Origin of the sequence: Sphingomonas adhaesiva (genome assembly GCF_002374855.1) — a bacterium.
In the GTDB taxonomy this organism is placed as follows: Bacteria; Pseudomonadota; Alphaproteobacteria; order Sphingomonadales; family Sphingomonadaceae; genus Sphingomonas; species Sphingomonas adhaesiva.
On the sequence record NZ_NWVC01000003.1, the window covers coordinates 313,486 to 340,046 of the forward strand.

Sequence of the window (26,561 nt, forward strand, 5' to 3'; positions counted from 1 at the left end):
CGCCAAAACGCCCCGCCGCGTCACGCCCGCACTCATCATCGAAACCCCCATGGGTGCAACCTAGCCGATCACCGTCGCATAGAAGTTGCGTGTTTCGGGCGCCGGCGTCGGCACGACGTCACCGGGATCCGGCACGACGGGCCATATGCGCATAATCCTGCCGTGCCGTATCCGCTAACTCTCGACGGACGCAGGGAGATATCACGATGATCCGCTCGGTGGTAATTGCGCTGATGTCGGCGGCGATCGGCGCGCCAGCCGCGGCGGCGGTCTGCGCGCCCGACGCGACGGAAACGCGCCATAGCGCCATGATCGGCGGCCGGCGGCTCGACTATGTCGCCTGCGTCGGCGCACTTCCGGTCCGTGTCGGGGAGGCGACCGCGCGGATCGTCTACACCGCGTACCTGGTACCCGGCGCCGGGCGCCCGCTCAGCTTCGTCTGGAACGGCGGCCCCGGCGCGGATTCCCGCACGCTGCACTTCCACGCGATCGGCCCGCGCATCATCCGCGGCGGCGTGCTCGCCGACAACCCGGCGACCCCGCTCGCCCGCACCGACCTCGTCTTCGTCGATCCGGTCGGCACCGGGTTCAGTCGCGCCAACACGCCGGCCAAGGCGAGCGCATTCTACGGTACGCTCGCCGACATCGCCTCGACGGCATCCTTGATCCGCGACTTCCGCCAGCGCTATCGCCGCACCCGCGACCCGCTTGCCCTCGTCGGCGAGAGCTTCGGCACGTGGCGCGCGGCAGGCGTTGCAGAGGCTCTGATCGACGCGCACATCCCGGTCGTCGGCCTCGCGCTGATCTCGGGCGGCATCCCGCTTGGCGAAGAACGGGGCGGTGAACGGCGCAGCGCACTGTCGCTCGTCAATCGCGCGGCCACCGCCTTCGCCCTCGGCAAGCTGACACCCGATTTGCAGCGCGACCAGGGCGCCACCCTCGCCGAAGTCCAGCGCTGGGCCGATACGATCTACGCCCCGGCTCTTGCCGATCCCGCCGGGCTGAGCGCCTCCGCGCGCGCCGCAGTCGTCGACCGCCTCGCCCGCTACCAGGGGCTCGATCCTGCGACGATCGACACGAAGACGCTGTGGGTTTCCCCCCGCGACTTTCGCACTCGTCTGCTGGGACCGGAGGGCAAGACGCTCGGCATCTTCGACATGCGCCAGACCGCCAGGGCGGCGCGCGGCGAGGAAGACGCGCTCGTCCTCGCCTATTACCGGGGCGACCTGCGTTACGGCGCCGGCCGATACGCCGGTATCGACGCGCCCGCCGAGGACGTCGGCGGCCAATGGCGCTACGACCAGTCGCCGATCACCAAGGAGTCGCTCGCCCGCGCCATGGCCGGCGAAGGACCGCCGAGCGCATCGCAGCCCTGGATCCAGCGGTCCATGACCAAGGACCCCTCGCTGCGCGTGTGGGTCGCGACCGGTCTCTACGATTCGTTGAACAGTTGTGCCGGCAACGCCGCCACCGTCGCCGCGCTGCCCGCGGCTATCCGCGCCCGCTTCATCCTGCGCTGCTTTGCCGGCGGTCACATGATGTATGAAGATCCTCGGGAAACTCGGCGCTTCGGCGACGAACTTGCAGCCTTTCTGGGCGCAGGCGCATAATTTTTGCAGGAACCCCCATGGGCGCGATCGATGCCGGCCTGAACCGGGCGTAGCGGCCGCATCAACGCAAGAACGTGCCCGACCACGCCCGCTATCTTCGTCGGCAGGGCGCAAGGCCGACGGCAGCCGCCGCGGACCCGCGCGGGGCGATACGAAGGGGGGCTTCATGCAGACGACGCATAACGGGATGATCCGTGGGTGGATGGCTTCGACCGCGGTGCTCGCCGCGCTCATCGCGGTGCCGGCGGCCGCCCAGCAGGCGCCGATGCCATCATCCACCGACGGCTCCATCGCGAATAGCGCGGCGGCCCTGCAAGACGGGCCGCAAGCCGACAGCCCGGATGCGATCGTCGTCACCGGGTCGCGCATCCGCCGCGCCGGTCTCGACAATGCCGCACCCGTCGCCGAGATCACGTCGCAGGCGATCACCGATCGCGGCTTCATCACGGCCGCCGATGCGCTCAACAACCTTCCTTCCAACGCGCCCGTGCTCAACCAGGCCGATGGCAGCGGCAATTCGAGCGGCCCCGGCTATCAGGCACCGAATCTCTTCAATCTCGGACCGGGGCGCACGCTGACCCTGTTCAACGGCCGGCGCATGGTGACAAGCGGGTCCGGCATCGGCGCCGGCGACGGCGTCGGCAACGCTTTCGTCGACGCCAACATCATTCCTCTGGGCCTGCTCGACAGGGTCGAAGTCTATCAGGGCGGCGGCGCCGCGGTCTACGGCTCCGATGCGATCGCCGGCGTCGTCAACTACATCGTCAAGAAGGACTTTGCGGGGCTGGAACTCGACGCGCAGAACGGCATCTCCAGCCGTGGCGACTATGCGACGCACAGTCTGCGCGCCACCGCCGGCCGCAACTTCGGCGACGGCCGCGGCAACGTCGCCATCGACCTTGGCTATTCGAAGTCGCCGACGCTGATGTTCTCGGCGCGCCCGCTCTCCAATCTCGGCCGCCTTACCGTCAGCAATCCCGCCGACACCGGCCCCGCCGACGGCATCCCCGCGGTCAAGGAAATCTTCAACGCCGCCTTCTGGCCGTTCAACGCCAATGGCGTGATCTTCACCCGCCCTGCACCGGTGCAGCCGTTCCTTGCGCGCAGCGGCGGTAACGCCCTGCAATTCGCTCCTGATGGGAGCGTCATTCCCTACAACACCGGCGCGATCCAGGGCATTCCCTTCGCCTCGGGCGGCGACGGCTTCAAGTATCAGGCACTCGCCGGCCTGCGCACCGGGGTGGAGCGCTATACGGCGAACCTCGTCGGCCACTACGACCTGACCGATCGCCTCACCATCTCGACCGAACTGCTCTATGCGCGCACCACCGGCACCGAGATTCCGCAGGGCAACAGCTACACGACCCTCAATGCCGGCTCGTCCAGCGGGCCGATCGCCTTCACGATCGCCAATCCCTTCCTGACGGCGCAGGCGCGTACCCTGCTGAGCGGCGCCAGCGCCGCCTTCGCCGGCGGTGCGCCGCTCTACCTCTCCAAATATTTCTACGATCTCACCCCCTCGAACGACCAGACCACCCGCACCGACACCTATCGCGTCGCGCTGGCGCTCAACGGCGACTTCGACGTCGGCAGCCGCAACTTCTACTGGTCGCTCGCCGGCAGCTATGCCCGCGTGGACGGTGCGCAACGCAGCTGGCAGGTCGTCAACAACCGCTTCCAGAACGCGATCAGCGCGGTCGCGAGCGGCGGCCGGATCGTCTGCGCGATCAACGCCGACGCGACCACCGCGAACGACGATGCGGCCTGCGCGCCGATCAATCCGTTCGGCGACGGCAATGTCAGCGCCGCCGCGCGCGACTATGTCAGCACCCGCGCCGGCATCGACTGGAAGAACGAACAGGTGGACCTGCTCGCGACGTTGGGTGGCACGCTCGCTAGGTTGCCGATGGGCAATGCCGACTTCAGCATCGCCTACGAGCATCGCGACGAACGCGCGCGCTTCGATCCGCTCGCCGCCAACCGCGCCGGCAGCTTCGGCACCGGGGTGCGCCAGATCGCGCAATCGGGCGGCTACAACACCGACGAGGCCTCCGCCGAGCTGATCGTACCGCTCGTCGGCAAGGACGTCACGCTGCCGCTCGTCCGCCTACTGGAGGCGAAGGGCGCGTTCCGCTACGTCGATAACAGCTATGCCGGGCACCAGAACGTCTGGGATCTCGGCTTGCGCTGGGAGGTGGTGCGCGGCGTCACGCTCCGTGGCTCGCGCAGCCGCAATTTCCGCGCGCCGACGCTCACGCAACTGCTTGCGCCCTCGTCGAGCGGGCTCAATTCGACCGGCTTCGATCCCTGCGACGCCGACCGGATCGCCAGCGGCCCCAATCCCGCCCAGCGGCGTGCGAGCTGCCTCGCCCTCTTTACCGCCAATCCGGGTTACGGCGTCGACGCCGACGGCACCGGCACGGGGCTGAGCGCCGCCGCGCGCCTCGCCCGCTTCCAGGACCCGTCCGAGAATTTCCAGCGGGCGACGGTGACCACCGGCGGCAACACCGCCTTGCGCAACGAGATTTCGAACACCTGGACCTATGGCATCCTGCTCCAGCCGCGTTTCGTCCCGGGCCTTACGATCAGCGCCGATCGCATCGAGATCGACCTGAGGGACGGCCTGTCCGCCTTCACCACCGCCGATTTCGCCGCCGCCTGCTACGACGATCCCAATCCCGCCGCCGGCGTGTGCAGCGCCTTCACCCGTCTCGCGACCAGCGACGGGCTCAGCCCCGGCGGAACGATCGTCACCGGCACCACCACCACGTTCAACGCCGGCGTGATCCGCTACCGCGGCGAGAATTACGTGATCGACTATCAGTTCGCCCCCGGCGACCTGTTCGGCGGCGGCGACCTCGGCCGGCTGCAGCTGACCGCGGCGGCGACGCACACCACCCTCCTCACCACCTCGGTTACAGGCACCACCTTCGTGCGTACCGACGGCACCTATCTGTCGCCGACCTGGGTCGGGCGGTTCAACGCCGCCTGGAGCAAGGGGCCGCTCCGCCTCACCTACCAGCTGCAATATCGCGACCGGACCGCGGCGGGCGCCAACGTGTCGATCGAGACGACGCCCAATCCCGTCCTCGCCCGCAACATCGTCCACGACGTGTCGGCGCAGGTCGATATCGGCACGGTGGCGTTGCGCCTCGGCGTCGACAATCTGACCGACAAGGACCCGTCCTATCCGCAGATCGCCTATGGCGACATCCTCGGTCGGCGCTTCTACGCCGGCGCGCGGATCAAGCTCAACTGATGGCCCCGCCCGGTCGTTCGCGGCCGGGCGGCCCCGCCCACCATGCCTCTTGACGCGCGGACCCTCGAGATGACCCGGCCGGACGAACCCGACCACGCCTTCGCGACCAGCGCGTCATGGGCACGCGAATCCTATTCCCATTGGGTGCGCCGGGTGATCCGCGCCGTCCGGTCGGAGCGCAATCTGCTCGTCGGCCTGTTCGACAGTTCGGTGCCCGAACCCGTCGACCAGCTGCGCCGGATCATCGCGGACGGCTTCGGCGACACGATTACCTCGCGCTACACCAGCGCCTTCACCAACGGGAACCCCTATGTCGTCGCCGAGCTTGCGCGAATCTATGGGGTTCCGGCGGAACGGATCGTCTGCACCACCGGCGCGACCGGTGCGCTGTCGCTGATCTATCGCGCCATGCTGGCGCGGGGCGAGCGGGTGCTGGTGGAATCCCCGGGCTTCGACCTGTTCCACACGATTGCCGAGACCTATGGTTACGGCGTCGACCGCTTCGCGCGGCACGGCGACGATTTCGCGATCGACGTCGCGGGGCTGGAGGCGGCCATCACGCCGGCGACGCGGCTGATCGTGCTATCCAACCTCCACAATCCGTCGGGCATGGCCTTGCCCCCCGACACGCTCTCGGCGATCGGGGCGCTGGCGGAGGCGCGCGGCATCCACGTGATCGTCGACGAGGTCTATGGCGACTACGTCGATCCCGCCTTGCGCCCGCCGCCCGCCTCGCGGATTGGACCCGCGCTGATCAGCATCAGCAGCCTCACCAAGTCCCATGGTCTCAGCACGCTGCGCTGCGGCTGGATCGTCGGTGCGCAGGAGCCGATCGCCCGCATCCGCGCCCTTGCCGAAGAAATCGACTTCGGCGTGTCCAACCTCTCGCACGCCGTCGCCGCGCTGGTGCTCGAGCATCCCGAGATCTTCGAGGATTATCGCGCCGGCATGATGCGCCGGGCGCGTCCGATCCTGGAATCCTACCACGCGCATTGGTGCGAACAGGGCCTGGTCACCGGCGCGCTGCCGCCGTTCGGCTGCATCGCCTTTCCGCGGCTGGTCGGGATCGACGATACCGTGCGTTTCTCCGAATGGCTGGCGGATCGCTGCGGCGTCGTCGTCGCGCCGGGCGAGTATTTTGGCGCGGCGGGGCATATCCGCATCGGCTTCGCACGGGCACCGGCGGATGTCGATTACGGCTTGCAGGCGCTGACCGACGGGCTGATCCGCTATCGCGACCGGCATGACAGGGGGATCGGATAAGATGATACGGCGCGCGCTATGGGGATGGGCCATGCTGGTCGCCGGAGCCGCCGCCTCGGCGCAGCCGCTGCCCACGCCGACGATCAGGGCGCGTAGCGACCAGAGCGCGGTGATCGCCGGCCGGCGCGTCGCCTATACCGCCGAGGTCGGCGTGGTGCCGGTCGCCAGCCGGCCCGGCCGACAGGATGCGACCGCGGGCTATATCTCCTACAGCGTGCCCGCGCGGCGCGAGCGGCCGGTGCTGTTCGTCTTCAATGGCGGCCCCGGTGCCGCCTCCGCCTACCTCCACATGGGGGCGCTGGGGCCATGGCGTGCGCAGGTGCCGCAGGACCCGGCTGCGCCGCTGCCCGCTGCCGCCACCGTCGCGCCCAACCCGGACACGCTCCTCGACGTCGCCGATCTCGTCTTCCTCGATCCGCCCGGTACAGGCTTTTCCTCGCTGACGGCGGACGCCGACCTCGCAATCTACCGGTCCGTCGATGGCGATGCCGACGCGGTCGCGCAGCTCGCCCGCGCCTGGCTGTCCGCGCATGGCCGCACGGGGGCGCCGCTCTATATCCTCGGCGAAAGCTACGGCACGATCCGCGCCGCAGCGATGGTCGATGCGCTGCGTCGGCAGGATGCCACACTGAAGCTCGCCGGGGTGCTGCTGCTCGGCCAGGCGCTCAACATGATCGAGACCTCGCAGCGACCGGGCAATGTCGTCACCTATCCGGTGGCGCTGCCGACGCTCGCCGCGATCGCCTGCTATCATCATGTCCGTGCCGCCCCCTGCACGCCCGAGGGCAGCGCGCGTGAGGCCGCCGCTTATGCCGAAACCTATCTCGCCGCGCTGTTCCGGGGCCGCGCATTGGAACCCGCCGATCGCGCCGCCGTCGCGGCGCGGCTGGAGGCGCTGACCGGCATATCGCGCGACTATTATCTCGCCCATGACCTGCGCATCTCCAAGGAGCGCTTCCGCGTCGAGCTGTTACGCGCGCAAGGGCGGGTGCTCGGTCGCTACGACGCGCGCTATACGGCGCCGCGAGCGGCGGATGCCGGTGACATCGTCGGCCCCGACGCCTTTTCGCCCGTGTCAGACCTCTACGGCAAGGCGGTGGTCGAGCAGCTTGCCCGGATCGGCGCCACCGATGGGACCGCCTATCGCGTGATCGTGCGCGGCGAGGACGACTGGCGCTACGGCTCCGGCGACTCACCGTTCAACGACTGGCCGTTCATGGCCCGGCTCGAACGGGCGATGGCGGCGGTGCCCGCAATGCGCCTGTTCGTCGGCACCGGCCTCTACGACCTCACCACGACCGTCGGCGCGGCGGACTATCTCCTCGCGCAAAGCAGCCTTGCGCCCGACCGGTTCCGCAACCATCGCTACCCCGCGGGCCATGTCGCCTATTCGGACGATACCAGCTGGCGCCTGCTGATGCGCGACCTGCGTGCCTTCCTTGCGGAGAAGCCCGCCCGATGAGCGATGCGAGCCTCGCCAAGGGCATCGACCTGTGGGGGGTCGTCGCGCTGGGGCTCGGCACCGCCGTCGGCGTGTCGATATTCTCGGCGATCGCGCCCGCCGCCCGCATCGCCGGCCCGGCAATGCTGCTGTCGGCGCTGCTCGCTGCGCTGCCGATGTACCTGATCGCGGTCAGCTACGCCTTCTTGGGTTCGGCATGCCCCGTTTCCGGCGCGTCGGTCGTCTGGCCCACCCGGTTCCTCCATCCCGCCTGGGGTTTCTACATCGGCTGGGCGCGCATCGTCGCCAACCTCGGGGCGATCGTCGTGCTGGCGCTGGTGCTCGTCCGCTACGCCTCGATGCTGGTGCCGCTGCCGACCAAACCGACGATGCTCGCCGTCATGCTGCTCGCGCTCGTCGCCAACCTGTTCGGCGTCCATGTCGCCACGCGCGTGCAAAAGGTGCTGCTCGTCGGCATGCTGTTGCTGTTCGCGGTCTTCGTCGCCTGGGGCGGCATGAGTGCGGTAGATCCCGCCCGGCTGCGGCCGCTGTTCCCCAACGGCGTGCACGGCATGATCGCCGCGACGCCGCTGCTGATGGGGCTGTTCTTCGGCATCGAGGCTGCGACCGAGGCCGGGGCGGAGGTCGCCGATGGCCGCCGCACCATCCCGCTCGGCATCGCGCTGTCGATCGGATCGGCGACGCTCCTCTACCTCGCCGTCGGCTTCGTCGCGCTGGGGGTACTTGGCGACGACGCGCTGGGCGCCAGCGACGCGCCGATCCTCGATGCAGCCAAACGTTTCATGGGTCCAGCCGCGACGCCGCTGATCGTCCTGGCGGCAGTCTTGTCGATCGGCAAGTCGCTCAACGCGCTGTTCGCGATGTTCAGCCGGAGCCTCTATGCGATGGGCGTGTCCGGCATGCTGCCGCGCGCGCTGGGCCGGGTACATCCGCGTTGGCGCACGCCGCATGTCGCGCTGTTCGCGGTCTTCCTGCTCGGCTGCGTCGGCCTGCTCCTGCCGATGGAACTCACCTTTCTGTTCCTGGCGGTGAACATCCCCAACCTCATCAAATACGGCAGCATCTGCCTCGTCGCCGCGCGGGTCGTCGACCGCCATCCCGACGTATATGACGCGGCTGCGTTCAAGTTCGGCCGTCGTGCGATGCGTCGGCTCGGCTATGCCGGTTCGGCCTGTGCCACGATTTTGATCTTCGTCGGCCTAGAGGCGGATTGGCGACCCTACGTCCTACTACTCGTCTGGATGCTCTGCGGCTGGTGTTATTCCATCGCTTTTAGACGTGGGTGAGTGCGCGGGGCAGCACTAGCCCAGAAGATGCGGGCCGCTGTCCGCAAGTGGATCGCCCGGCCCCCCGCGTTGCTCCGTCGCCGCGCCATCCGCCGACAATCCCGGCGGGAGGATGAGCGTGGCGCGGGTTCCCTGGCATCGTTCCAGATGAAAGCGCCCCCCCTGTCCGCGCGCGAGGGTGGTCGCGATCCGCAGGCCCAGGCTGGTACTGCTGTCCAGATCGAAGTCGGCAGGCAAGCCGTGTCCGTCGTCATGGACCGTGATGCAAAGGCCGCGACCGGGATCCTGCTCCACCGCGATGGCGAGGCGGCCACCTGTTCCATCGGCAAAGCCGTGCTCCAGCGCGTTGGCGACCGCCTCTGCGACGATGAGGGCGACGGGAACGGCGGCGTCCGGTACCAGCCGCAACCGTTCGTCGCCGGAGGCGGTGATGGTGACATCGTGCCGCCCGGCTGCTTCGATGACGCTCAGGCCAAGCTCGCTAAGGAAGGGAACAAGCGGCTGGGCGACCCCCGATGCGTCGTACAGCTGTCGGCTGATGCGGCCGATCAGCGCGAGGCGGGCAGCTGCTTCGTCCAGCGCCGATCGTTCGCCGGCGTCGGCAAGTTCCCGCCTCTGCATGGTCAGCAGGGCCGCCGCCACCTGCAGGTTGTTCGACACCCGGTGCTGCAGTTCGCGGAACAGCAACTCGCGCGTATCGGCCAGGGAGCGGCTCACCTCGCGTTCGGCGGCGAGCTGGCGATTGGCGACCTGCATCCAGTGGACGAGCACCAGATCGGTCGCGACCACGAATACGTAGAACGCCAATGCGAACGCCGCGCCGGTCGTCAACTTGAAGCCCGTGGGGGGAATGAAGCAATACCAGGCGAGCAAGCCGCAGAGCAATGCCGAGACCGCACCGATGCGCACGCCGAAGAGGAACGAACTGACGATCACCGCCGGAAAGAAGGTGACGTAGGGAAAGCCCGGCGGCAGAAACGGATCGGCCAGGTCCCGGAGCAGCCATGCGGCAGCGACGATCGCGAGCATGATGGCCATGCCGAAGACCGGGCGATCGCGGGCGACGGGAAGTCGTTCGATCCATCGCACGGATTTCTGCACGGACACAGGCGTACGGTCGATCATCAGGGAACGTGGTAGGGCTTTTTCCGAAGTCCGTCACCCTCCTGAAACAGCGCGCAACAGTCTTGTCGGCCGGCCGATCCGACAAGCACCGTCGCAAGCCTTGCCGGCCCCCGGGGCGCGTGCGCGTCCGACATCTGGAAACGGCCGTGCCGCATGCTGTCGCGGGGCCGCGCCCTACCATCGGGTGCCGAGCGAGACGCGGATCGTTCGCGGCGCGCCGGGATAAATCCAGAAGCCGTTGTAGGAACTGAGCGCATAACGGCGATCCAGAAGGTTGTCCGCTTCCAGCCGCAGGGTGGCGAACCGCCCCAGTGGAGCTTCGGCGGCGGCCTTCAGCTTCAGATAGGCGGGCAATATCAGGCCGCTGGTGTCCGTGGCGCCGGAGCGCCGACCGGTATAGGTCGCCCCGCCGCTGACCGACCAGCCGTGATCGACCGATCGATGCACGACGAACACCGATCCCGAATGGTCGGGCACGTTGAGGGCCAGGGGCGTGGCGAAGTTGCGATCGTCGTAGCGCGCCCGCGTCCACGCATAATTGACGACGGCCTGCCACCGCCGTCCCAGGCGAAGCGCGACGTCCAGGTCGATGCCGCGGCTGCGCAGCGAGCCGACCGGCGCGAGGAAATTGGCGTCGAGCGGATCGGTGGTGAGCACGCCCGACTTGGCGATATCGAACCACGTGATCCCTGCGTCGATACCGGTCCACCGACCGCTCACCCCCGCTTCATAGCCATGGCCGCGTTCGGGCGCGAAGGCGGCGCCATCCCGGCCGCTGCCCGAATTGAGCAGGTTGGATTCGCCCCAATTGCCATGGACCGACACCGCATCGGTGATCGCGTAGCGCGCGCCCATGCGGAACGTCACGGGGGAACCCGCCGCGCGCGACACGGCACCCGTCAGGTTCCGGCGCAATTCCTGACGATAGGTATCGAACCGTATGCCGCCCACCACCGACAGGCGACCCGTCACATCCCACAGGTCCTGGGCATAGATCGCCAGTACATCGCGCTTCTCGCGCTGGTCGATGCTGGGCAGCAGGGGCAGCGCCTGCGCTATGCCATAGACGGGGTCGAAGACGTCGATCGCATAAGGGGCCGCCGCCGACGGATTGCGCCGGCGCAGCAGTTCCAGATAGTCGAGCCGGTACGCCTTCACGCCCAGGGCGGGGCGGTGGTGACCCAGCGCCTCCAGCTCGCCGCGCAATTCCAGCCGCGCGGAAAGGTCCTCGACCTCGTAGCCACGCTCGCGTCGCTGGCGCCAGAGCGTCCGCCCGCCCACCAGCCGCGACTGATCGGCCGAGATGCCGCGCAGCGATCCGGTTCGATAGGCGATCCCGCCGACGAGCGACCAGGGGCCGGCGACCTGCCACTCGCCGGTCAATTGGTGACGCGTGTCGCGCGCGTGCGTGTCGCCGTTCGACGGTTCGCCCAGGAAGCGCGAGGCCGGCAACGCCAGCGGATCGCCCCCCAGCGCGACGACGCCGCGATCGAACGGGGAGGCGTAGCGGATGATCTGCCCGACATAGGTCAGCTGCAGCGCGGCGGAGGGGCGGAAGGTCAGCGATGGTGCCACCGTCCGCCGCCGCAATCCCACGAAATCCCGAAATCCGTCACTGTCCTCCGCCGCGACGACGATCCGCCCGGCGAGGTTTCCGGTGAGCGGGCCGGTGGCATCGAGTTCGATCCGTCGCGTGTCGAACGACCCATAGGTCAGCCGCGCCGACGCCGCCGGTGCGAAGCGCGGCGTCTTCGTGACCATGTTGACGCGGCCGGCCGGATCGATGTCGCCGAAGATCGCGCCCGCCGGCCCCTTGAGGATCTCGATCCGCTCGATCGTCGCGGGATCCCGCGCCGGTGCGCTGCCACGGTTGGCGACGAAGCCGTCGACATAATATTCGCCGCCGCCGTCGGCGGTGCTCAGGAAGCCGCGGATGGCGAAATTGTCCGCAAAGCCGCCGCGGTTGTTCTGCTGGCTGCTGCCGCTGACCAGTTCCAGCGCATCGCCCAGGCGGTAGGTGCCGGCCGCCTGCAGCAGATCCTGTTCGAGCGACCGGCTCGACTGCGACATACGCTCGGTCGCGCGATCGGCGGATATCGTCGCGTCGCGCGCGGCGCGCGTTCCCAGCACCACGATCTCCTCGCGATCGTCCGTGGTCGTTTCCTCCGCGGCGACCGGTGCGCTCAGCAACGCCGGCAGGACGAACAGCTTGCGTATGGCCGGCGCCGCGCACTTGCGCGGCCGGCGGATCGCGGGATTGGACACGCGGCTTCCTTCTGACTAGTATGTAATGATGTATCATTTCCATGCCGCCTCAGCCCTGACCCGTCAACCGCGACCATCAGATCGCGACGACAGCGTGAGGGTTGCCGACACGACGACGGCGCGACGCCGGTTGCAGAGCATCGACGCCCTGCGCGGCCTGGTGATGGTGCTGATGCTGCTCGACCATCTGCGCGAGACGTGGTTCCTGCACGTCGCGGTCCCCGATCCGATGGATGCGCGTACCGCCTTGCCCGCGTTGTTCGTCGCCCGCCTGGTTGCCAGCCTGTGCGCGCCGGTGTTCGTCGCGCTGACCGGCGTGGCGGCATTCCTGCACGGCAGCGGGCATACGCTGGCGGAAACCAGAATGTATCTGGTCAAGCGCGGACTGGTGCTGATGGCGCTGGAGGTGTTGTTCCTGTCCGAACTCTATTGGGGCGTCGCGGCGGTGCCGACGCTGTGGCTGCAGGTGATCTGGTGCATCGGGGTCTGCATGGTCGTGCTGGCCGGACTGATCGGGCTGCCGCACCGCGTCCTGCTGGTCGCCGGGATCGTGATCCTGTGCGGGCACAACCTGCTCGATTTCATCCACCTCACTCCCGACCAGCCGCTGTTTCCGCTGTGGGCGATGCTGCACCAGCGCGACGTGATATCCCTGCCGTTCGGCTTGCTGGCGAAGACGACCTATCCGGTGCTGCCCTGGATCGGGGTGATCGTGCTCGGCTTTTCGATCGGTCCGTGGTTCCTGCCCGGCACGTCCGCGGCGGTCCGCAACCGTCGCCTTATCGGGTCGGGGATCGCGATGCTCGCGTCGTTCGTGCTGATCCGGCTGGCCAACGGCTATGGCGATGCCCCGTGGTTCACGGTGCCGGGCGATCCGATGCGGACCGTCATGAGCTTCCTGGCGCTGACCAAATATCCGCCGTCGCTGCTGTTCCTGTTGCTGACGCTGGGCATCGGGGCGCTGATGCTGGTGGCGTTCGACAGGGCGGCGGGCAGGGGGATCGTCGCGGCACTGGCGGTGTTCGGCGCCGCGCCGATGTTCTTCTACCTGTTCCACCTCACGATGCTCCGGATCCTCTACCATACCGCACTGGGGCTATGGGGGCCGACGCATGGGTCGGTCTTTGCCGTCAACAGCTATGGCTGGGTTCTGGTCTGGTATGCGGCGCTGATCGTTCCGCTCTACCTGCCGACCGTCTGGTTCTCGCGCTTCAAGGCGCGGCGGCGCGACCTGACGTGGCTGCGCTATCTGTGACGTCGACGCCGCGTGACGGATAGGCGGTGAGGCATATCAACATATAAAGATATCTTTATATAGAACTTGACGCGGATTGCGTGATGGTGTTGAACCCCGCGTGTCGAGGTTCCCCATCCCAGGCGTGGCGATGGGGCTAAGACGGGAAGCCGGTGGTGCTCCTTCGGGGCAGAATCCGGCGCTGCCCCCGCAACTGTAAGCGGCGAGTGGCGGCTCCATTTCGTGTCACTGGGTTCCCGCAAGGAGCCTGGGAAGGCCGGAGCCACCGCGTTGACCCGCAAGCCAGGAAACCTGCCTTCGACGCCATAACGTTCCTCGGACGGGGGTTCCTCCGGTGGATCGCGCTTGATGCGTGGTCTCGTGGCGTCCGCCATCCGAGCCCGTCCGTGCCTTGCGCGCTTTCGCCTGACCTTCGCCCGCAACGCCAGGTGAGTCATGACGAACAGCGGGTTCACGTTCACGATCAGCAGCCTTCCCTTCGACGAGGATTATCGTCCGGCCGACGACACGCGCATCACCACCAACTTCGCCAATCTCGCGCGGGGCGAGCGCCGCCGAGAGAATCTGCGCAACACGCTGGTGATGATCGACCGCCGCTTCAACGCGCTGATGCAGTGGGACAACCCCGCGGGTGATCGATATGCGGTGGAGTTGAAGATCGTCTCGGTCGCGCTCGCCACCGGGGCCGGCGACCAGAGTCTTCCGCTGATCGAGATCCTGCACGCGATCGTCACCGACCGGACCAGCGGCGAGCGCATCGACGGCATGGTCGGCAACAATTTCTCGTCCTATCTGCGCGATTACGACTTCAGCGTCGTCCTGCTCGATCACCTGAAGACCGCAGGGGGCGGTGCGCCGGACGATTTCGGCGACCTGCACGGCAGGCTGTTCCAACGCTTCCTGGCGTCCAGCGCCTATCGCGACACCTTCCGCAAGGCACCGGTCATCTGCCTGAGCGTGTCGAGCAGCGAAGTCTACCACCGCACCGCCAACGCGCATCCGGTCCTGGGCGTCGAATACCGGACCGACCGGCTGTCGGCGACCGACCGGTATTTCGCGAAGATGGGCATGAAGGCCCGCTACTTTATGCCGCCGCACGGCGTCGCGCCGCTCGCCTTCTATCATATCGGCGATCTGGTCAGCGACTACACCAACCTCGAACTCGCCAGCACGATCGCGACGATGGAGACGTTCCAGAAGATCTACCGTCCCGAAATCTACAACGCCAATTCGGCGGCGGCGGCGCTGTACCGGCCCAGCCTGACGTATCAGGACTATTCGCTGACCCGCATCGTCTACGATCGCGAAGAGCGCAACCGGCTTGCCCTCGAACAGGGCAGGTTCGCCGAAGAGACGATCATCAGGCCGCACGGCGCGGCGCTGAAGCGTTGGTCCGCGACCGGCGGCCGTTGATCCATTCCCCTTTGTGACAGGTATCCATCATGACCACATTGTTGCCGACGACCACCGCGGGCAGCCTGCCCAAGCCTTCCTGGCTGGCGCAGCCCGAAACCTTGTGGTCGCCGTGGAAGCTGGAGGGCGAGGAACTGGTCGCGGGCAAGCGCGATGCGCTGCGCCTGGCGGTCGACGACCAGCGGCAGGCGGGCATCGACATCCTGGGTGATGGCGAGCAGACGCGCCAGCACTTCGTCACGACGTTCATCGAGCATCTCGACGGCGTCGACTTCGAAAAGCGCGAGACGGTGCGGATCCGCGACCGCTACGATGCCAGCGTGCCGACCGTCGTCGGCGCGGTGTCGCGGCCGGCGCCGGTCTTCGCGGACGATGCGCGGTTCCTGCGCGCGCAGACCGACCGGCCGATCAAGTGGACGCTGCCGGGGCCGATGACGATGATCGACACCCTGTACGACGCGCATTACCGCAGCCGCGAAAAGCTGGCGTGGGAATTCGCGCGCATCCTGAACGAAGAGGCCCGCGAACTGGAAGCGGCGGGCGTCGACATCATCCAGTTCGACGAGCCTGCGTTCAACGTCTTCTTCGACGAGGCGAACGACTGGGGCATCGCCACGCTGGAGCGCGCGGCCGAGGGGCTGAAGGCCGAAACCGCCGTCCACATCTGCTACGGCTATGGCATCAAGGCCAACACCGACTGGAAGAAGACGCTTGGCGCCGAATGGCGCCAGTACGAGCAGACTTTCCCAAATCTTCAAAAGTCGACGATCGATATCATCTCGCTGGAATGCCGGAATTCGCGGGTGCCGATGGACCTGATCGAACTGATCCGGGGCAAGAAGGTGATGGTCGGCGCGATCGACGTCGCGACCGACACCATCGAGACGCCGGAAGAGGTCGCCGATACGCTGCGCCGGGCGCTGCGCTTCGTCGATGCCGACAAGCTCTACCCGGCCACCAATTGCGGCATGGCGCCGCTGTCGCGCGCGGTCGCACGGGGCAAGCTGAACGCGCTGGGTGCCGGTGCCGCAATCGTCCGCAAGGAACTGGGCAGTTGACCGTGGCGATCGTCGCAACGCACGCGATCGACCCGGCCTTTGTGGAGCCGCGCCGAACGGCCTATGAGGGAAGGCGTCAGGCGTCCCTCCCTCGTCATTCGTCCAGGTCATGCAAGCCGATCCCAACGACGTCCACCGCCGCGAACTGCCGCCACTGACGGCGCTGGTCAGCTTTCTCGCGGCGGTCGAGACGAGCAGCTTTTCACGCGCGGCGCAGCGCATGTCGTTGACCCAGAGCGCGATCAGCCGGCAGATCGCCTTGCTGGAGGGATGGCTGGGCGTCGCGCTGTTCGAACGGCGCGGACGGCGGGTCGCGCCGACGCCGGCGGCGATCGCCTATGCCGAAGCGGTGGCGCCCGCGGTCGAGCAGTTGCGCAGCGCGACCCGGCGGCTGCTGACCCCGGTGGCGGACCGGGCGCTGACGATCGCGACCTTGCCCAGTTTCGGGATGCGCTGGCTCGCGCCGCGCCTGCCCGGCCTGAGCGCGCGGCACCCGGACCTGCTGGTGAACATCGCGGCGCGATCGCATCCGTTCGATTTCGCGGAGGAGCGGTTTGACGCCGCGATCCATTTCGGCCTGCCCGACTGGCCGGGGGCCGAACATGCGCTGCTGTTCCATGAGGATGTCGCGCCGGTCTGTTCGCCCGACTGGCTGGCGCGCCATCCGGTGGCGCAGCCGGACGACCTTCTGGCGCATACGCGTCTGTCGCTACAGTCGCGGCCGTCGGCGTGGGGCGACTGGTTCGCCGCCGCCGGACTGGCCGACGCGGCGATCGGCCAGGGGCCGGTCTACGAACATTTCCTGATGCTCGCCCATGCGGCGGCGGCGGGGATGGGCATGGCGTTGATCCCGACGTTCCTGATCCGGCCGGAACTGGAGTCCGGCGCGCTGGTGATGCCGATGGACGTCACCATGCGCGGGCCGGAAGCCTATTACCTCGTCTGGCCGCGCGATCACGGCGGCGGCCCGCTGTTCGACCGCTTCCGCCGCTGGCTGCTGGACGAAGCCGCGGCGGAAGCGTGAGGGTTACAGCGGCCTGCCGCCGGTCTTCCACGTCAGTTGCAGCGCGAACGCCCGGCCGACGCCGTCGAACCACGAAATGTCGTAATAGGGATAGGAGGCATAGGTCGGGTCGAACACCGGCGCCTGGTCGAACAGGTTGGTGACGGTCCCGGTCACGCGCAGCCGCTCGTTCAGGTCGTAGCGCGCCGACAGATTGAACAGGTAGCTGGCCTTGATGTAGGCGTCCTGGTCGTAATTGGGCAGCTTGCCCAGCCGCTGGCCGGTCAGCGTCGTCGAAAAATCGCCCAGGCTCCACGTCAGGCTGGCGGTGCCCTTCTCGCGCGGGATGTCGTAATTGCTGTCGACCGCGAACTGGTTGATGACCGGATCGCCCGGATACTGACGCACCGTGTGATTGAAGACGTAGGTGTAGCCGCCCGACAACGTGAATTCGCCGATGGCGGCGGTCGGCAGGCGGAAATTGGCGGCCACGTCGATGCCGTCGGTGGTTTCCTCCGCGACGTTGATCGGGTTGACCCGCACCGCCTGCAACTGCCCGGCCAGCGCGCCGGTCGTATAGCGCTGGACGCGGGCGATGGCATCCTGGCAGGTTGGCGACGACGGATCGGCCCCGCCGCCGGCGCGACAGGTCGATTCCGCGCGCAGCAGCGCGTCGATGCTGATGTCGCGGACCTGATCCTTCATCTTCACGCGGAAATAGTCGACCGACAGGTCGAGCCGGTTCGACGGCTGCCACACGAAACCGGCGTTGAGCGAGGTCGAGGTCTCCGGCTTGAGTTGGCGGTTGCCGGTCTTGCGCGCGATGATCGTCTGGTCGGAATAGCTGCAATCGCCGATCGTCTCGTCCGGCTCCTCCACGCGGCACAGGTAGTAATCGGTGGCCGACGGGTGGGTGTTGCCCGGGCCGCGGAAGACGTAGTTGAGGTCCGGCGCGCGGAAGCCGGTGCCATAAGCGGCGCGCAGCAGCAGCCGCTTGGTCGGACGCAATTCGCCGCCGAAGTTGTAGGTGAACCGCCCGAAGGTGTTGTCCGCGATGTGGAAGGAATCGTAGCGGCCGGCGGTGCTAAGCTGCAGGAACGACAGCAGCGGTACGCGGAATTCGTAGCCCAGGCCCCAGCGGCTGCGCGATCCGCTGCCGTCCGAATCGACCAGCCCGACGTAGTAATTGGTCAGCGTCAGCGGATCGGGCCGCAGGTCGTAGCCCTGCTTGCCGACCTCCGCGATGAAGGCGGCGCCGACCGGGCCGGCGGGTAGCTGGAACAGGTTGGTCGTGTTGAGCGATCCGGCCAGCGTGTCGGTCCACGACCGCGGGCGATAGAGCGAGTCGACCGAGATCGAGCGATATTCCTCCGGCGTCAGCGGCTTGTACAGGCGGCGGACGTCGGCGTTGAAGATCGCATAGCCGGTGACCGGGTCGACGCCCTGCTGCTGCCCCAGGAACAGCGCGTTCGATTTCGAGATGACGATTTCGGGGAAGGTGACGCGCGAATCATATTGTGCGTGGTTGAACGACACTTCGTACTTCCAGCGCCCGTCGTTGCCGAACTGGCCGCGGATGCCGGGCGTGATGTTGAAGGTGACCGACCGGTTGCGGGTCATGCCGTTGTCGAACCCGCCGATCTCCTCCGGCGTGAACTGGCGCGTCCAATTGTCGAGCTGCAACCCGCTGTCGGTGGCGTCGGGCGCCAGATTGGGATTGAAGAAGGTGCCTTCCTCATTCCCGTCGGGCGACACGTAATACCAGCTCTTCATCCGGCGAAACAGCTTCAGCTTGGAATAGCTGAACTGGACGTCGGCGAACAATTCGGTGCCGCCGCCCAGGTCGTAGCCCATCGAGCTGTAGGCGGTGACCGATTTGCGGTCCGAGATCATCGTGCCGTAGGCGACCGATTCATTGCTGCCGCAGAACTGCCCGTAGCGGCGGCGATTGGCGTAATAGATCGTGCCCTGGTTGAGCGAGGACAGCGCGCTGCACGTCGCCTGACCCGGATCGATATAGTTCAGGTCCTCATCCGCCCGCAGGAACGTGCGCTGCGCCAGCGGGGTGGCGGTGGTGGGGTTGTCGGCGGTCGAATCCTGCCGCTTGCGCTGATACTGCCACAGCGGGCGCTGGTTGAGCAGTTCGATGCCGGCGACGCCGTGGAACCGGCCGGTTTCCCAGCCGGTCGTCGCCATCAGGCGATACGCCTCGCCCCCGCCGTGCTGGGTGTCGTTGTAGCGCAGGTCGATGCGCGTGCCGTCCGCCTTGGTCTTCAGCTGGAAATTGACCACGCCGGCGATCGCGTCGGACCCGTAGATCGCCGAGGCGCTGCCGCTCAGCACCTCGACCCGTTCGATCAGGCCGACCGGGATGTTCGAGACGTCGGTGAAGTTGCTGTTGCCCTGGAACGGCAGCGGGAAATCGGCGATGCGCCGCCCGTTGACCAGCACCAGCGTGTGGTTGGGGCCAAGCCCGCGCAGGTCGACCTGCTGCGCCCCGGGGCTGAAGCTGGCGCCGGACGCGCTCTGCTGGCCCTGCGTCTCGCCGCCGTTCTGCGTCACGCCGCGCAACACGTCGGGCACGCTCTGGAAGCCGCCGCGCAGGATGTCGTCGGCGGTGATGACGGTGACCGGCGCCGGCCCTTCCTTCTGCACGCGCGGGATGCGCGAGCCGAGGACCACGATTTCCTCCGATGCGCCTTCCGCCGGGGCGCTGCCGGGCAGTTCCTGCGCCATCGCGCTGCCCGCCATCGCCATCATCCCAGCGCCCGCTAGCGAGCGTGCGACCCCATAGCCCCGCATTATAATGCTCCCCGATCATTCCCCGTTGCGCAATCATAATGCCATGGACTTCAGTCAAATTGAAATATAAAAATAGCACATTGAGCGTCCGTTCTGTTGTTTTGATGGGAGTGTGGCCTTGCGGCACCGTGTGTTGGGCATCGCATTGATATGCGCGGGAATTGCATCGACGGTTCCGGCGATGGCGGAGCCGCAGGGCGCGCGGCAGCCGGCGGCGGTCGCGGGTGCGCGCTTCTTCGTGACCGGCGATCCGGCAAAACCGCGCCGTGCCGCCCCGTCGCAGGGGCTGATGCTGCTGGGCGGCGGCGACTGGGACAGCCAGGCGTTCCGGTGGTTCGCGAAGAAGGCCGGTTACGGCCACATCCTGATCCTGCGCGCGTCGGGCGATGGCGAGGGCGGGCGCGAGATGTTCGCGGAGATGGCCGGCGTCGCATCGGTGTCGACGATCCTGTTCACCGATCGCGCCGCCTCCACCGATTCGCGCGTGCTGGCCGCCATCGCGAAGGCCGACGGCATCTTCCTGGCGGGCGGCGACCAGGCGAAATACGTCCGCTTCTGGCAGGGGACGCCGGTCGCACGTGCGCTGGACGCGCATGTCGCGGCGGGCAAGCCGATCGCGGGCACCAGCGCCGGCCTCGCCGTGCTGGGCGGCACCGCTTACGGCGCGATGGACGGCGGCAGCATCGATTCGTTCCGGGCGCTGTCCGATCCCGCGGGCGATGCGGTGACGCTGGTGCGCGACTTCCTGCACATGCCGCGGCTGGCGCATGTCGTCACCGATACGCATTTCAACCAGCGCGACCGGCTGGGGCGGCTGATCGCGTTCGTCGCGAAGGCGCGCGCATCGGGCGATCCGCGGGCGATCGGGCTGGGCGTCGACGAAAAGGGCGCCCTGTGCGTCGAGGCCGATGGGCAGGCGATCTATCGTGGGCCGGCGAACACCCATGCCTGGCTGGTCCAGCCGCAGGGCGTGCCCACGCTGGTGCCGGGCAAGCCGCTCGACTGGGCGGACATCCGCATCACCGGCATCGCGCCGGGCGGCACGATCGACCTCGATACGCTGGCGGTGCCGCGGCCGGCGTTCGTGGGCACGGCGAAGGTGGTGGACGGCAAGCTGATCGACGCGCCGCTGCCGCCGGGCGGGCATTGGTCGCTGGCGATCCATGGCGGGGCGGGGGTGATCCCCAGGGGATCGCTGACGCCCGACCAGGAGCGCGCCTATCGCGCCGCGCTGAACGCCGCGCTCGCCGCCGGATCGGCGGTGCTGGCGAAGGGCGGCACCAGCCTGGACGCGGTCGAGGCCGCGGTGCGCCTGCTGGAGGATGATCCGCACTTCAACGCCGGGCGCGGCGCGGTGTTCGATGCGGAGGGGAAGAACCAGCTGGACGCCGCGATCATGGACGGCGCGACATTGCGCGCGGGCGCGGTCGCGGGCGTTGGTACCACGAAGAACCCGGTCGTGCTGGCGCGTGCGGTGATGGAGCACAGCCGCCACGTCCTGCTGAGCGGGGCGGGGGCCGACCAGTTCGCGCGCGAACAGGGGGTGGAGCAGGTCGACCCGTCCTATTTCCGCACCGATCAGCGCTGGCAGGAATATCTTTCGTGGAAACGCGACGAGGAACACGCCGCGCTCGACCCGACGCACCGTTACGGCACGGTCGGCGCGGTGGCGCGCGACCAGCGCGGGCATCTGGCGGCCGCGACGTCGACCGGCGGGCTGACCGGCAAGCGCTGGGGCCGGATCGGCGACACGCCGATCATCGGCGCGGGCACCTATGCGATGGACAAGACCTGCGCGGTGTCGGCGACCGGAACCGGCGAATTCTTCATCCGCCAGGTCGCCGCGCGCCAGGTCTGCGACCGCGTGCAATGGAAGGATCAGGACATCGCCGCCGCCGCGAGCGCCACGATGGGCGAGGTGGGGGAGATCGGCGGCGAAGGCGGGCTGATCGCGATGGACGGCGATGGCCGCATCGCCTTCGCGATGAACAGCGACGGCATGTATCGTGGTAGCGTATCGGATGACCAACCCCCACGTACCGCCATCTATGCGGGAGAAATGGATGTCGGCCGACGGCCCGAGTAATCCCGGCAGCTCGAAGCGCGAACTCGACGCGCGGCTGCTGGCGCTGTTGCGGCAGGATTCGCGCGTTCCGGTATCGGAACTGGCGCATGTGCTGAACGTGTCGCGCGCACATGTCTACGCCAGCATCGCGCGCATGGAGCAGGACGGCACGATCGACGGCTATACCGTGCGGCTGGGCGAGGCGTACGAGCGGCGGACGGTGCGCGCGCACGTGATGATGACGTCGCACCCCAAGCTGATGGTCGAGACGCAGGAGGCGCTGGCGGCGATCCCGGAGCTGACCGGGCTGCACGCCATCGCCGGCGAATATGACATGATCGCGATCGTCGAGGCGTCCAGCCTGGAGCGGCTGAACGACGTGATCGACGCGATCGGGATGATGCCGGGGATCGACCGAACGACCTCGGCGGTGATCCTGGCGACGCGGTTGCGGCGCTAGGCCAGGATCCGGTCGATCAGCTCGATCGGATGCAGCGGGCGGCGGCCGGTCATCCGCTTCGTCTGGCAGCGGCAGGAAAAACCCGTTGCCAGCATGCGGTCGTCATGCGTCGCCTGCGCCCAGCCGAGTGCGAAGATGTCCCTGGACAGGCGCTGGTGCGCGGCGTCGTGGCCGAACAGCCCGGCCATGCCGCAGCAGCCCGTCTTGACCGGCTGGGCCGCGATGCCGAAGCGGGCGAGTGCGGCCGCCCAGCCAGCGAGTGCCTGCGGGCGCAGCGCCTGTTCGGTGCAGTGGCCGAGCAGCCGGTAGGGCGCGGCGCCGCTGTTGCCTCGGCGCACGGGATCGCCCTGCGCCAGCACGGTTTCCAGTCCCGCAACATCGACGCTCTCGCCCGTCATCTCGGTGAATTCCTGCGCAAACATCAACGCTGTCGCGGCGTCCAGCCCGACCAGCCGCACCCCGGTGCCGGCCAGCGCCCGGGCCTCCGCCATGCGCGCGCGGGCGATGCGTGCGAAGCGGCCGCGCATCCCGATCAGGTGGAGCGCCTTGCCGTTGCTGCGCGCGGGCAGCCGCAGGACGATGAAGCTGCAGGCGGCCAGCACGCGCGCGGCAGCCAGCAGGACATGGCCGTCGAAGCTGGCCGTGAAGCTGTCCTCGACCAGGACGATGGTGTTCGCCCGGGATTCCGGCGGCAGCGCGTCGATCGCCGCGACCGTCGCGACCGGCGGCAGCGCGCGGGCGTCGGCGACGGAAAAGCGCGGCAGGTCGACGTAACCGAGCCGCGCCAATGCCGCGCGCGCGGCGCCGGTGCCCAGCACGGCGTTGGCGACCCCGGGCATCCGCCGCCCGATCGCGAGCATCGGCTCCATCCGGGCGAGGAAATGCTGGCGCAGCGGGCGCCGCGTTGCGGTACGTTCGGCGAAGCGCGACTTCATCGTCGGGATATCGACCTTCACCGGGCACAATGTGGTGCACGCCTTGCACGACAGGCACGTCGACAGCGACCGGTGCGTGTCGGCGGTGATCGCGTCGCGCTCGGCACGTTCAGCCGGCGTCGGGTCCGCGATGGAATCGAGCCGCGCCCAGGTGCGCAGCAAAGCGGCGCGGCCCTTGGGCGATTGCGCGCGGTCGCGCGTCGCCTTGTACGACGGGCACATCACGTCCAGCGCGTCCCAGGCGTGGCACGCGCCGTTGCCGTTGCACGCGACGGCGCGGTCGAACGCCAGCGCGTTCCGATCGGAAATGTCGCGATCGGCATCGGCGCGCAGCGGTACGCCGTCGATTCGATCGACCTCATGCCCCGCCGGCGCGGCGAGCTTGCCGGGGTTGAGGCGGTTGTCGGGATCAAAGACGGTCTTCAGCCGCACCAGTTCGGGGTAGAGATCGCCGAAGAACAGCGGCGAATATTCCCCTCGGAACCCGCGCCCATGTTCGCCCCACAGCAACCCGCCATAGTCTTTGGTCAGCTGTGCCACCGCGTCGGAGATCGGGCGGATCAACGCCGCCCGCGCCGGATCGCGCAGGTCCAGGAACGGGCGGACGTGCAGGCAGCCGACGTCGGCATGGCCGAACATGCCATATTGCAGGCCGTGGCGATCGAGCAGCGCGCGGAACTGCGCGACATAATCGGCCAGCCGTTCCGGGGGGACCGCGGTGTCCTCGACGAAGGGAATGCCCTGGCGCGCGCCGCCCAGCCGGGCGAGCAGCCCGACCGACTTTTCGCGCAGCGCCCATAACTGCCCGATCTGCGCAGGGTCGCGCACGATCCGGCAATCGCCCGCCGGCCCGATCGCGGCCAGCCGGTCCAGCCCCGCCGCGATCGCCGCATCGTCGTCGCCGGTGAACTCGACGAAGTTCATCGCCGCGACCGGCCGGTCGCCCGTGCCGCCCAGCAGCGCCTCAACGCTGGTCCAGATGATGTCCGAATGCGCGACGCCCAGGATCTTGTCGTCGATGATCTCGATCGCGTCAGGGTCGGCGGCGATCAGCCGCTGGACGTCGCGCATCGCCGCATCGAACGTGTCGTAGCGGATGACCGCCAGCGCGCGCCGCTGGGGCCGCGGTTCCACCCGCAGCGTGATCGAACGGGTCAGCGCCAGCGTCCCTTCGGACCCCGCCAGCAGATAGCCGAGGAAGAACTGGTCCGCGGCCGCATCCCATGTGCGTTGCAGGTTGTAGCCGGTCAGCCCGCGGTTCATCCGCGGGAAGATCGCCGCGATCTCGTCGGCGCGGGTGGTGACGATGCGCAGCGCCTCGCGGTGGATGTCGGCGACGATGCCGGTGCCGCCCGCGATCCGTTCCGCCGCTGCGCGGGTCATCGGTTCGGCGCGCCACGACGTACCGTCGGACAGCGTCAGGTCGATGGCGGCGATATAGTCGGACGTCTTGCCCCAGCGGCGCGATCCCTTGCCCGACGCATCGGTCGCGACCATTCCGCCGATCGTCGCGCGGCTGGCGGTCGACACCATCGGCGGGAAGAAGCGGCCGTGCGGTGCCAGGAAGGCGTTCAGCTGGTCCAGCACCACGCCCGGTTCGACCACCACGGTGTTCGCCACCGGATCGAACGCGCCGATGCCGCGCATGTGGCGGCCGAAATCGACGATCACCCCGGTGTTGAGCGACTGGCCGTTGGTGCCGGTGTCGCCGCCCCGCGCGGTCAGCGACAGCGCTGTGCCCGATCGTCGCAGCGCCTGCACCACCGCCGTCACGTCGTCGCCGCTGCGCGGATAGACGATTGCGGCGGGCAGCAACTGGTAGATGGAATTGTCGGTCGACGCGACGTGCCGCGCGCCGATCCCGCTTTCCCGATCGCCGCCGAAGCCGGCCGCGCCCAGTTCGGCGAACAGCCGCGCGACCGCCGCCCCGGTGGCCTCGGCCATCTACGCCGCCGCCCGGACGGGCAGGCCAGTGACCCGCGCGACGGATTGCGCCTCCAGTGCGGCATAGAGCGCGAACGGATCGAGCACCGGTGCGCCCAGCGCCGCCTCGAACGCGGCCTTCGCGGCGGAGGCGGCATAGTGGCGCTGGTCGTCGTTGCCGAGGTTCGACTGGAAGATGCCCGCCGCGCTGACCGGCAGGAAATCCTCGTAGACGATCGGCGTGGCACGGATGTGACCGGCGGCGATCCCCGCTTCCAGATCGGCGACAGGAGGGCCGTCGCCGGCATCGACCGGCTCGTAGCGGAAATAGGCCAGCCCGCGTTCGCGCAAGGCCTCCAGCGTGTCGGGGAAGTCGGTGAAGGCGGTCGCCAGCCGCTCGGCATAGCTGCCCCCCGTGCCGCTGCGCGCCTGTTCCAGCAGCCGGTCGTAGAGCTCGCGCCCCGCAGGGGTCAGCGCGGCACCGCGCTGTTCGATCTCGCCGAAGCGGGCGGTGTGCTGGCCGGGCTGGCCGCCGGGGAAGACCACGTCCTCCTCGATCGCCTTGAAGCTGGTCTGGCGCAGCAGGATCGGAACGGCGCGCGGCGGCGGCCCCTCGACCACCGCCTTCGCGTCGATGCCGCGCGCCTGCATTTCCGCCTGCGCCGCGTCGATATCGAGCGTGCGGGGCGTCAGGTGATTGATATGCGGCCCTCGGAACGACACGATATCGGCGATCAGCCGGTGTGCCGCGCTCAGCCGGTCGTAGGCGTCGGCGTCGACGCGCGCATCGCCGTGCCAGCGGAAGGTTTCGAGCAGTTCGGCGACGAAGCGGTCGGCCTCGCCATCGCCCAGCCCGCCCTGCGCCTCCGCGCGTTCGATCAGGCGCACCGCCTCGTCCGTGAAGATGCGGCGGTCCGCCAGGATCGCCTCCGCCTCGGCGCGCAGCCCTTCATCCTCGATCAGTTCCAGCCGCAGCAGCGAGGTGAAGACGCGGAACGGATTGGCGGCCAGTGCGGCCTCGTCGATCGGGCGGAACGCGGTGGAATGGACCGGCACGCCGGCGACCGACAGGTCATAATAGCCGACCGGCCACATCCCCATCACCGCAAAGGCGCGGCGCATCATCGCCAGCTCCGCTGCCGTCCCCAGCCGGATCGCGCCGTGCCGCTCGACGTCGAGCCGATCGAGCTCGCCGCGCGCGCGCAGTTCGGCGGACAATGCCGGGCGCTCCGCCAGCACCCGCCGGTTCACGTCGGCGACGATCGACAGGAGGTCGCCGTACAGCGGCACCTCGTCGCGATACATCGCCGACATGGCGCGGGAGAAACGGGTGCGGATGGTGTCGGCGCAAACCGGAACGGACATGCGGGTGGCTCC

General features: G+C 68.4%; 16 protein-coding genes and 1 riboswitch. Of the genes, 11 read left to right on the forward strand and 5 right to left on the reverse strand.

The annotated features are described in order from the left end of the window. Nucleotides 1-206 precede the first annotated feature (206 nt). From COA07_RS08880 to COA07_RS08900, 5 genes are all read left to right on the forward strand, one after another. On the forward strand, nucleotides 207-1,610 hold the full coding sequence (locus COA07_RS08880) for a S10 family serine carboxypeptidase-like protein (RefSeq protein ID WP_066706858.1): 1,404 nt from the start codon (nucleotides 207-209) through the stop codon (nucleotides 1,608-1,610). Nucleotides 1,611-1,776: 166 nt separating this feature from the next. After that, entirely contained in the window at nucleotides 1,777-4,869 is a 3,093-nt protein-coding gene (locus COA07_RS08885) for a TonB-dependent receptor plug domain-containing protein (RefSeq protein ID WP_066706861.1), read from the forward strand. 69 nt (nucleotides 4,870-4,938) lie between these two features. Further along, nucleotides 4,939-6,132, forward strand: a complete 1,194-nt coding sequence (locus tag COA07_RS08890; RefSeq protein ID WP_066706863.1) for a pyridoxal phosphate-dependent aminotransferase — start codon at nucleotides 4,939-4,941, stop codon at nucleotides 6,130-6,132. Nucleotides 6,133-6,163: 31 nt separating this feature from the next. Beyond that, nucleotides 6,164-7,594, forward strand: coding sequence for a S10 family serine carboxypeptidase-like protein (locus tag COA07_RS08895; RefSeq protein WP_066706865.1), 1,431 nt, complete (start codon nucleotides 6,164-6,166; stop codon nucleotides 7,592-7,594). Next, a complete protein-coding gene (locus COA07_RS08900; protein WP_066706867.1) occupies nucleotides 7,591-8,880 on the forward strand; it encodes an APC family permease in 1,290 nt (429 codons plus the stop codon). Before COA07_RS08895 ends, COA07_RS08900 begins: the two co-directional genes overlap by 4 nt. A gap of 15 nt (nucleotides 8,881-8,895) precedes the next feature. Here COA07_RS08900 and COA07_RS08905 read toward each other — a convergent pair whose 3' ends face one another. Beyond that, nucleotides 8,896-10,005: a sensor histidine kinase gene (locus COA07_RS08905; protein WP_245842079.1), complete on the reverse strand. Its 1,110-nt coding sequence runs from the start codon at nucleotides 10,003-10,005 to the stop codon at nucleotides 8,896-8,898. 174 nt (nucleotides 10,006-10,179) lie between these two features. Beyond that, nucleotides 10,180-12,270 carry a TonB-dependent receptor gene (locus COA07_RS08910; RefSeq protein ID WP_245842080.1) on the reverse strand — a complete coding sequence of 697 codons (2,091 nt, stop codon included), beginning with the start codon at nucleotides 12,268-12,270 and terminating at the stop codon, nucleotides 10,180-10,182. A 94-nt stretch (nucleotides 12,271-12,364) separates the two neighbouring features. Between COA07_RS08910 and COA07_RS08915 the strand changes: the two genes are divergently transcribed. From COA07_RS08915 to COA07_RS08930, 4 genes are all read left to right on the forward strand, one after another. Beyond that, nucleotides 12,365-13,525: an acetyltransferase domain-containing protein gene (locus tag COA07_RS08915; protein WP_066706872.1), complete on the forward strand. Its 1,161-nt coding sequence runs from the start codon at nucleotides 12,365-12,367 to the stop codon at nucleotides 13,523-13,525. Nucleotides 13,526-13,615: 90 nt separating this feature from the next. After that, nucleotides 13,616-13,838: riboswitch (cobalamin riboswitch) on the forward strand. Between the two features lie 122 nt (nucleotides 13,839-13,960). Further along, nucleotides 13,961-14,938 (forward strand): putative oxygenase MesX, encoded by a 978-nt coding sequence (locus tag COA07_RS08920; RefSeq protein WP_066706875.1) that lies wholly within the window; start codon nucleotides 13,961-13,963, stop codon nucleotides 14,936-14,938. Nucleotides 14,939-14,967: 29 nt separating this feature from the next. Then, on the forward strand, nucleotides 14,968-15,996 hold the full coding sequence (locus COA07_RS08925; protein ID WP_066706882.1) for a methionine synthase: 1,029 nt from the start codon (nucleotides 14,968-14,970) through the stop codon (nucleotides 15,994-15,996). Between the two features lie 109 nt (nucleotides 15,997-16,105). Beyond that, nucleotides 16,106-17,020 carry a LysR substrate-binding domain-containing protein gene (locus COA07_RS08930; RefSeq protein ID WP_066706885.1) on the forward strand — a complete coding sequence of 305 codons (915 nt, stop codon included), beginning with the start codon at nucleotides 16,106-16,108 and terminating at the stop codon, nucleotides 17,018-17,020. A 3-nt stretch (nucleotides 17,021-17,023) separates the two neighbouring features. Here COA07_RS08930 and COA07_RS08935 read toward each other — a convergent pair whose 3' ends face one another. Next, the gene (locus COA07_RS08935; protein WP_096640823.1) at nucleotides 17,024-19,801 is read right to left on the reverse strand and encodes a TonB-dependent receptor plug domain-containing protein; all 2,778 of its coding nucleotides are present in this window, start codon (nucleotides 19,799-19,801) and stop codon (nucleotides 17,024-17,026) included. A 181-nt stretch (nucleotides 19,802-19,982) separates the two neighbouring features. On the opposite strand from COA07_RS08935, the gene COA07_RS18760 reads away from it, so the two are divergent. Both COA07_RS18760 and COA07_RS08945 read left to right on the forward strand, forming a co-directional pair. After that, on the forward strand, nucleotides 19,983-21,887 hold the full coding sequence (locus tag COA07_RS18760; RefSeq protein ID WP_307718159.1) for an isoaspartyl peptidase/L-asparaginase: 1,905 nt from the start codon (nucleotides 19,983-19,985) through the stop codon (nucleotides 21,885-21,887). Further along, entirely contained in the window at nucleotides 21,865-22,326 is a 462-nt protein-coding gene (locus COA07_RS08945) for an Lrp/AsnC family transcriptional regulator (protein ID WP_066708193.1), read from the forward strand. Before COA07_RS18760 ends, COA07_RS08945 begins: the two co-directional genes overlap by 23 nt. Here COA07_RS08945 and COA07_RS08950 read toward each other — a convergent pair. Beyond that, nucleotides 22,323-25,205, reverse strand: a complete 2,883-nt coding sequence (locus tag COA07_RS08950; protein ID WP_066708196.1) for an FAD-binding and (Fe-S)-binding domain-containing protein — start codon at nucleotides 25,203-25,205, stop codon at nucleotides 22,323-22,325. The genes COA07_RS08945 and COA07_RS08950 overlap by 4 nt on opposite strands. Next, entirely contained in the window at nucleotides 25,206-26,549 is a 1,344-nt protein-coding gene (gene hglS / locus COA07_RS08955) for a 2-oxoadipate dioxygenase/decarboxylase HglS (protein WP_066708199.1), read from the reverse strand. Nucleotides 26,550-26,561 lie beyond the last annotated feature (12 nt).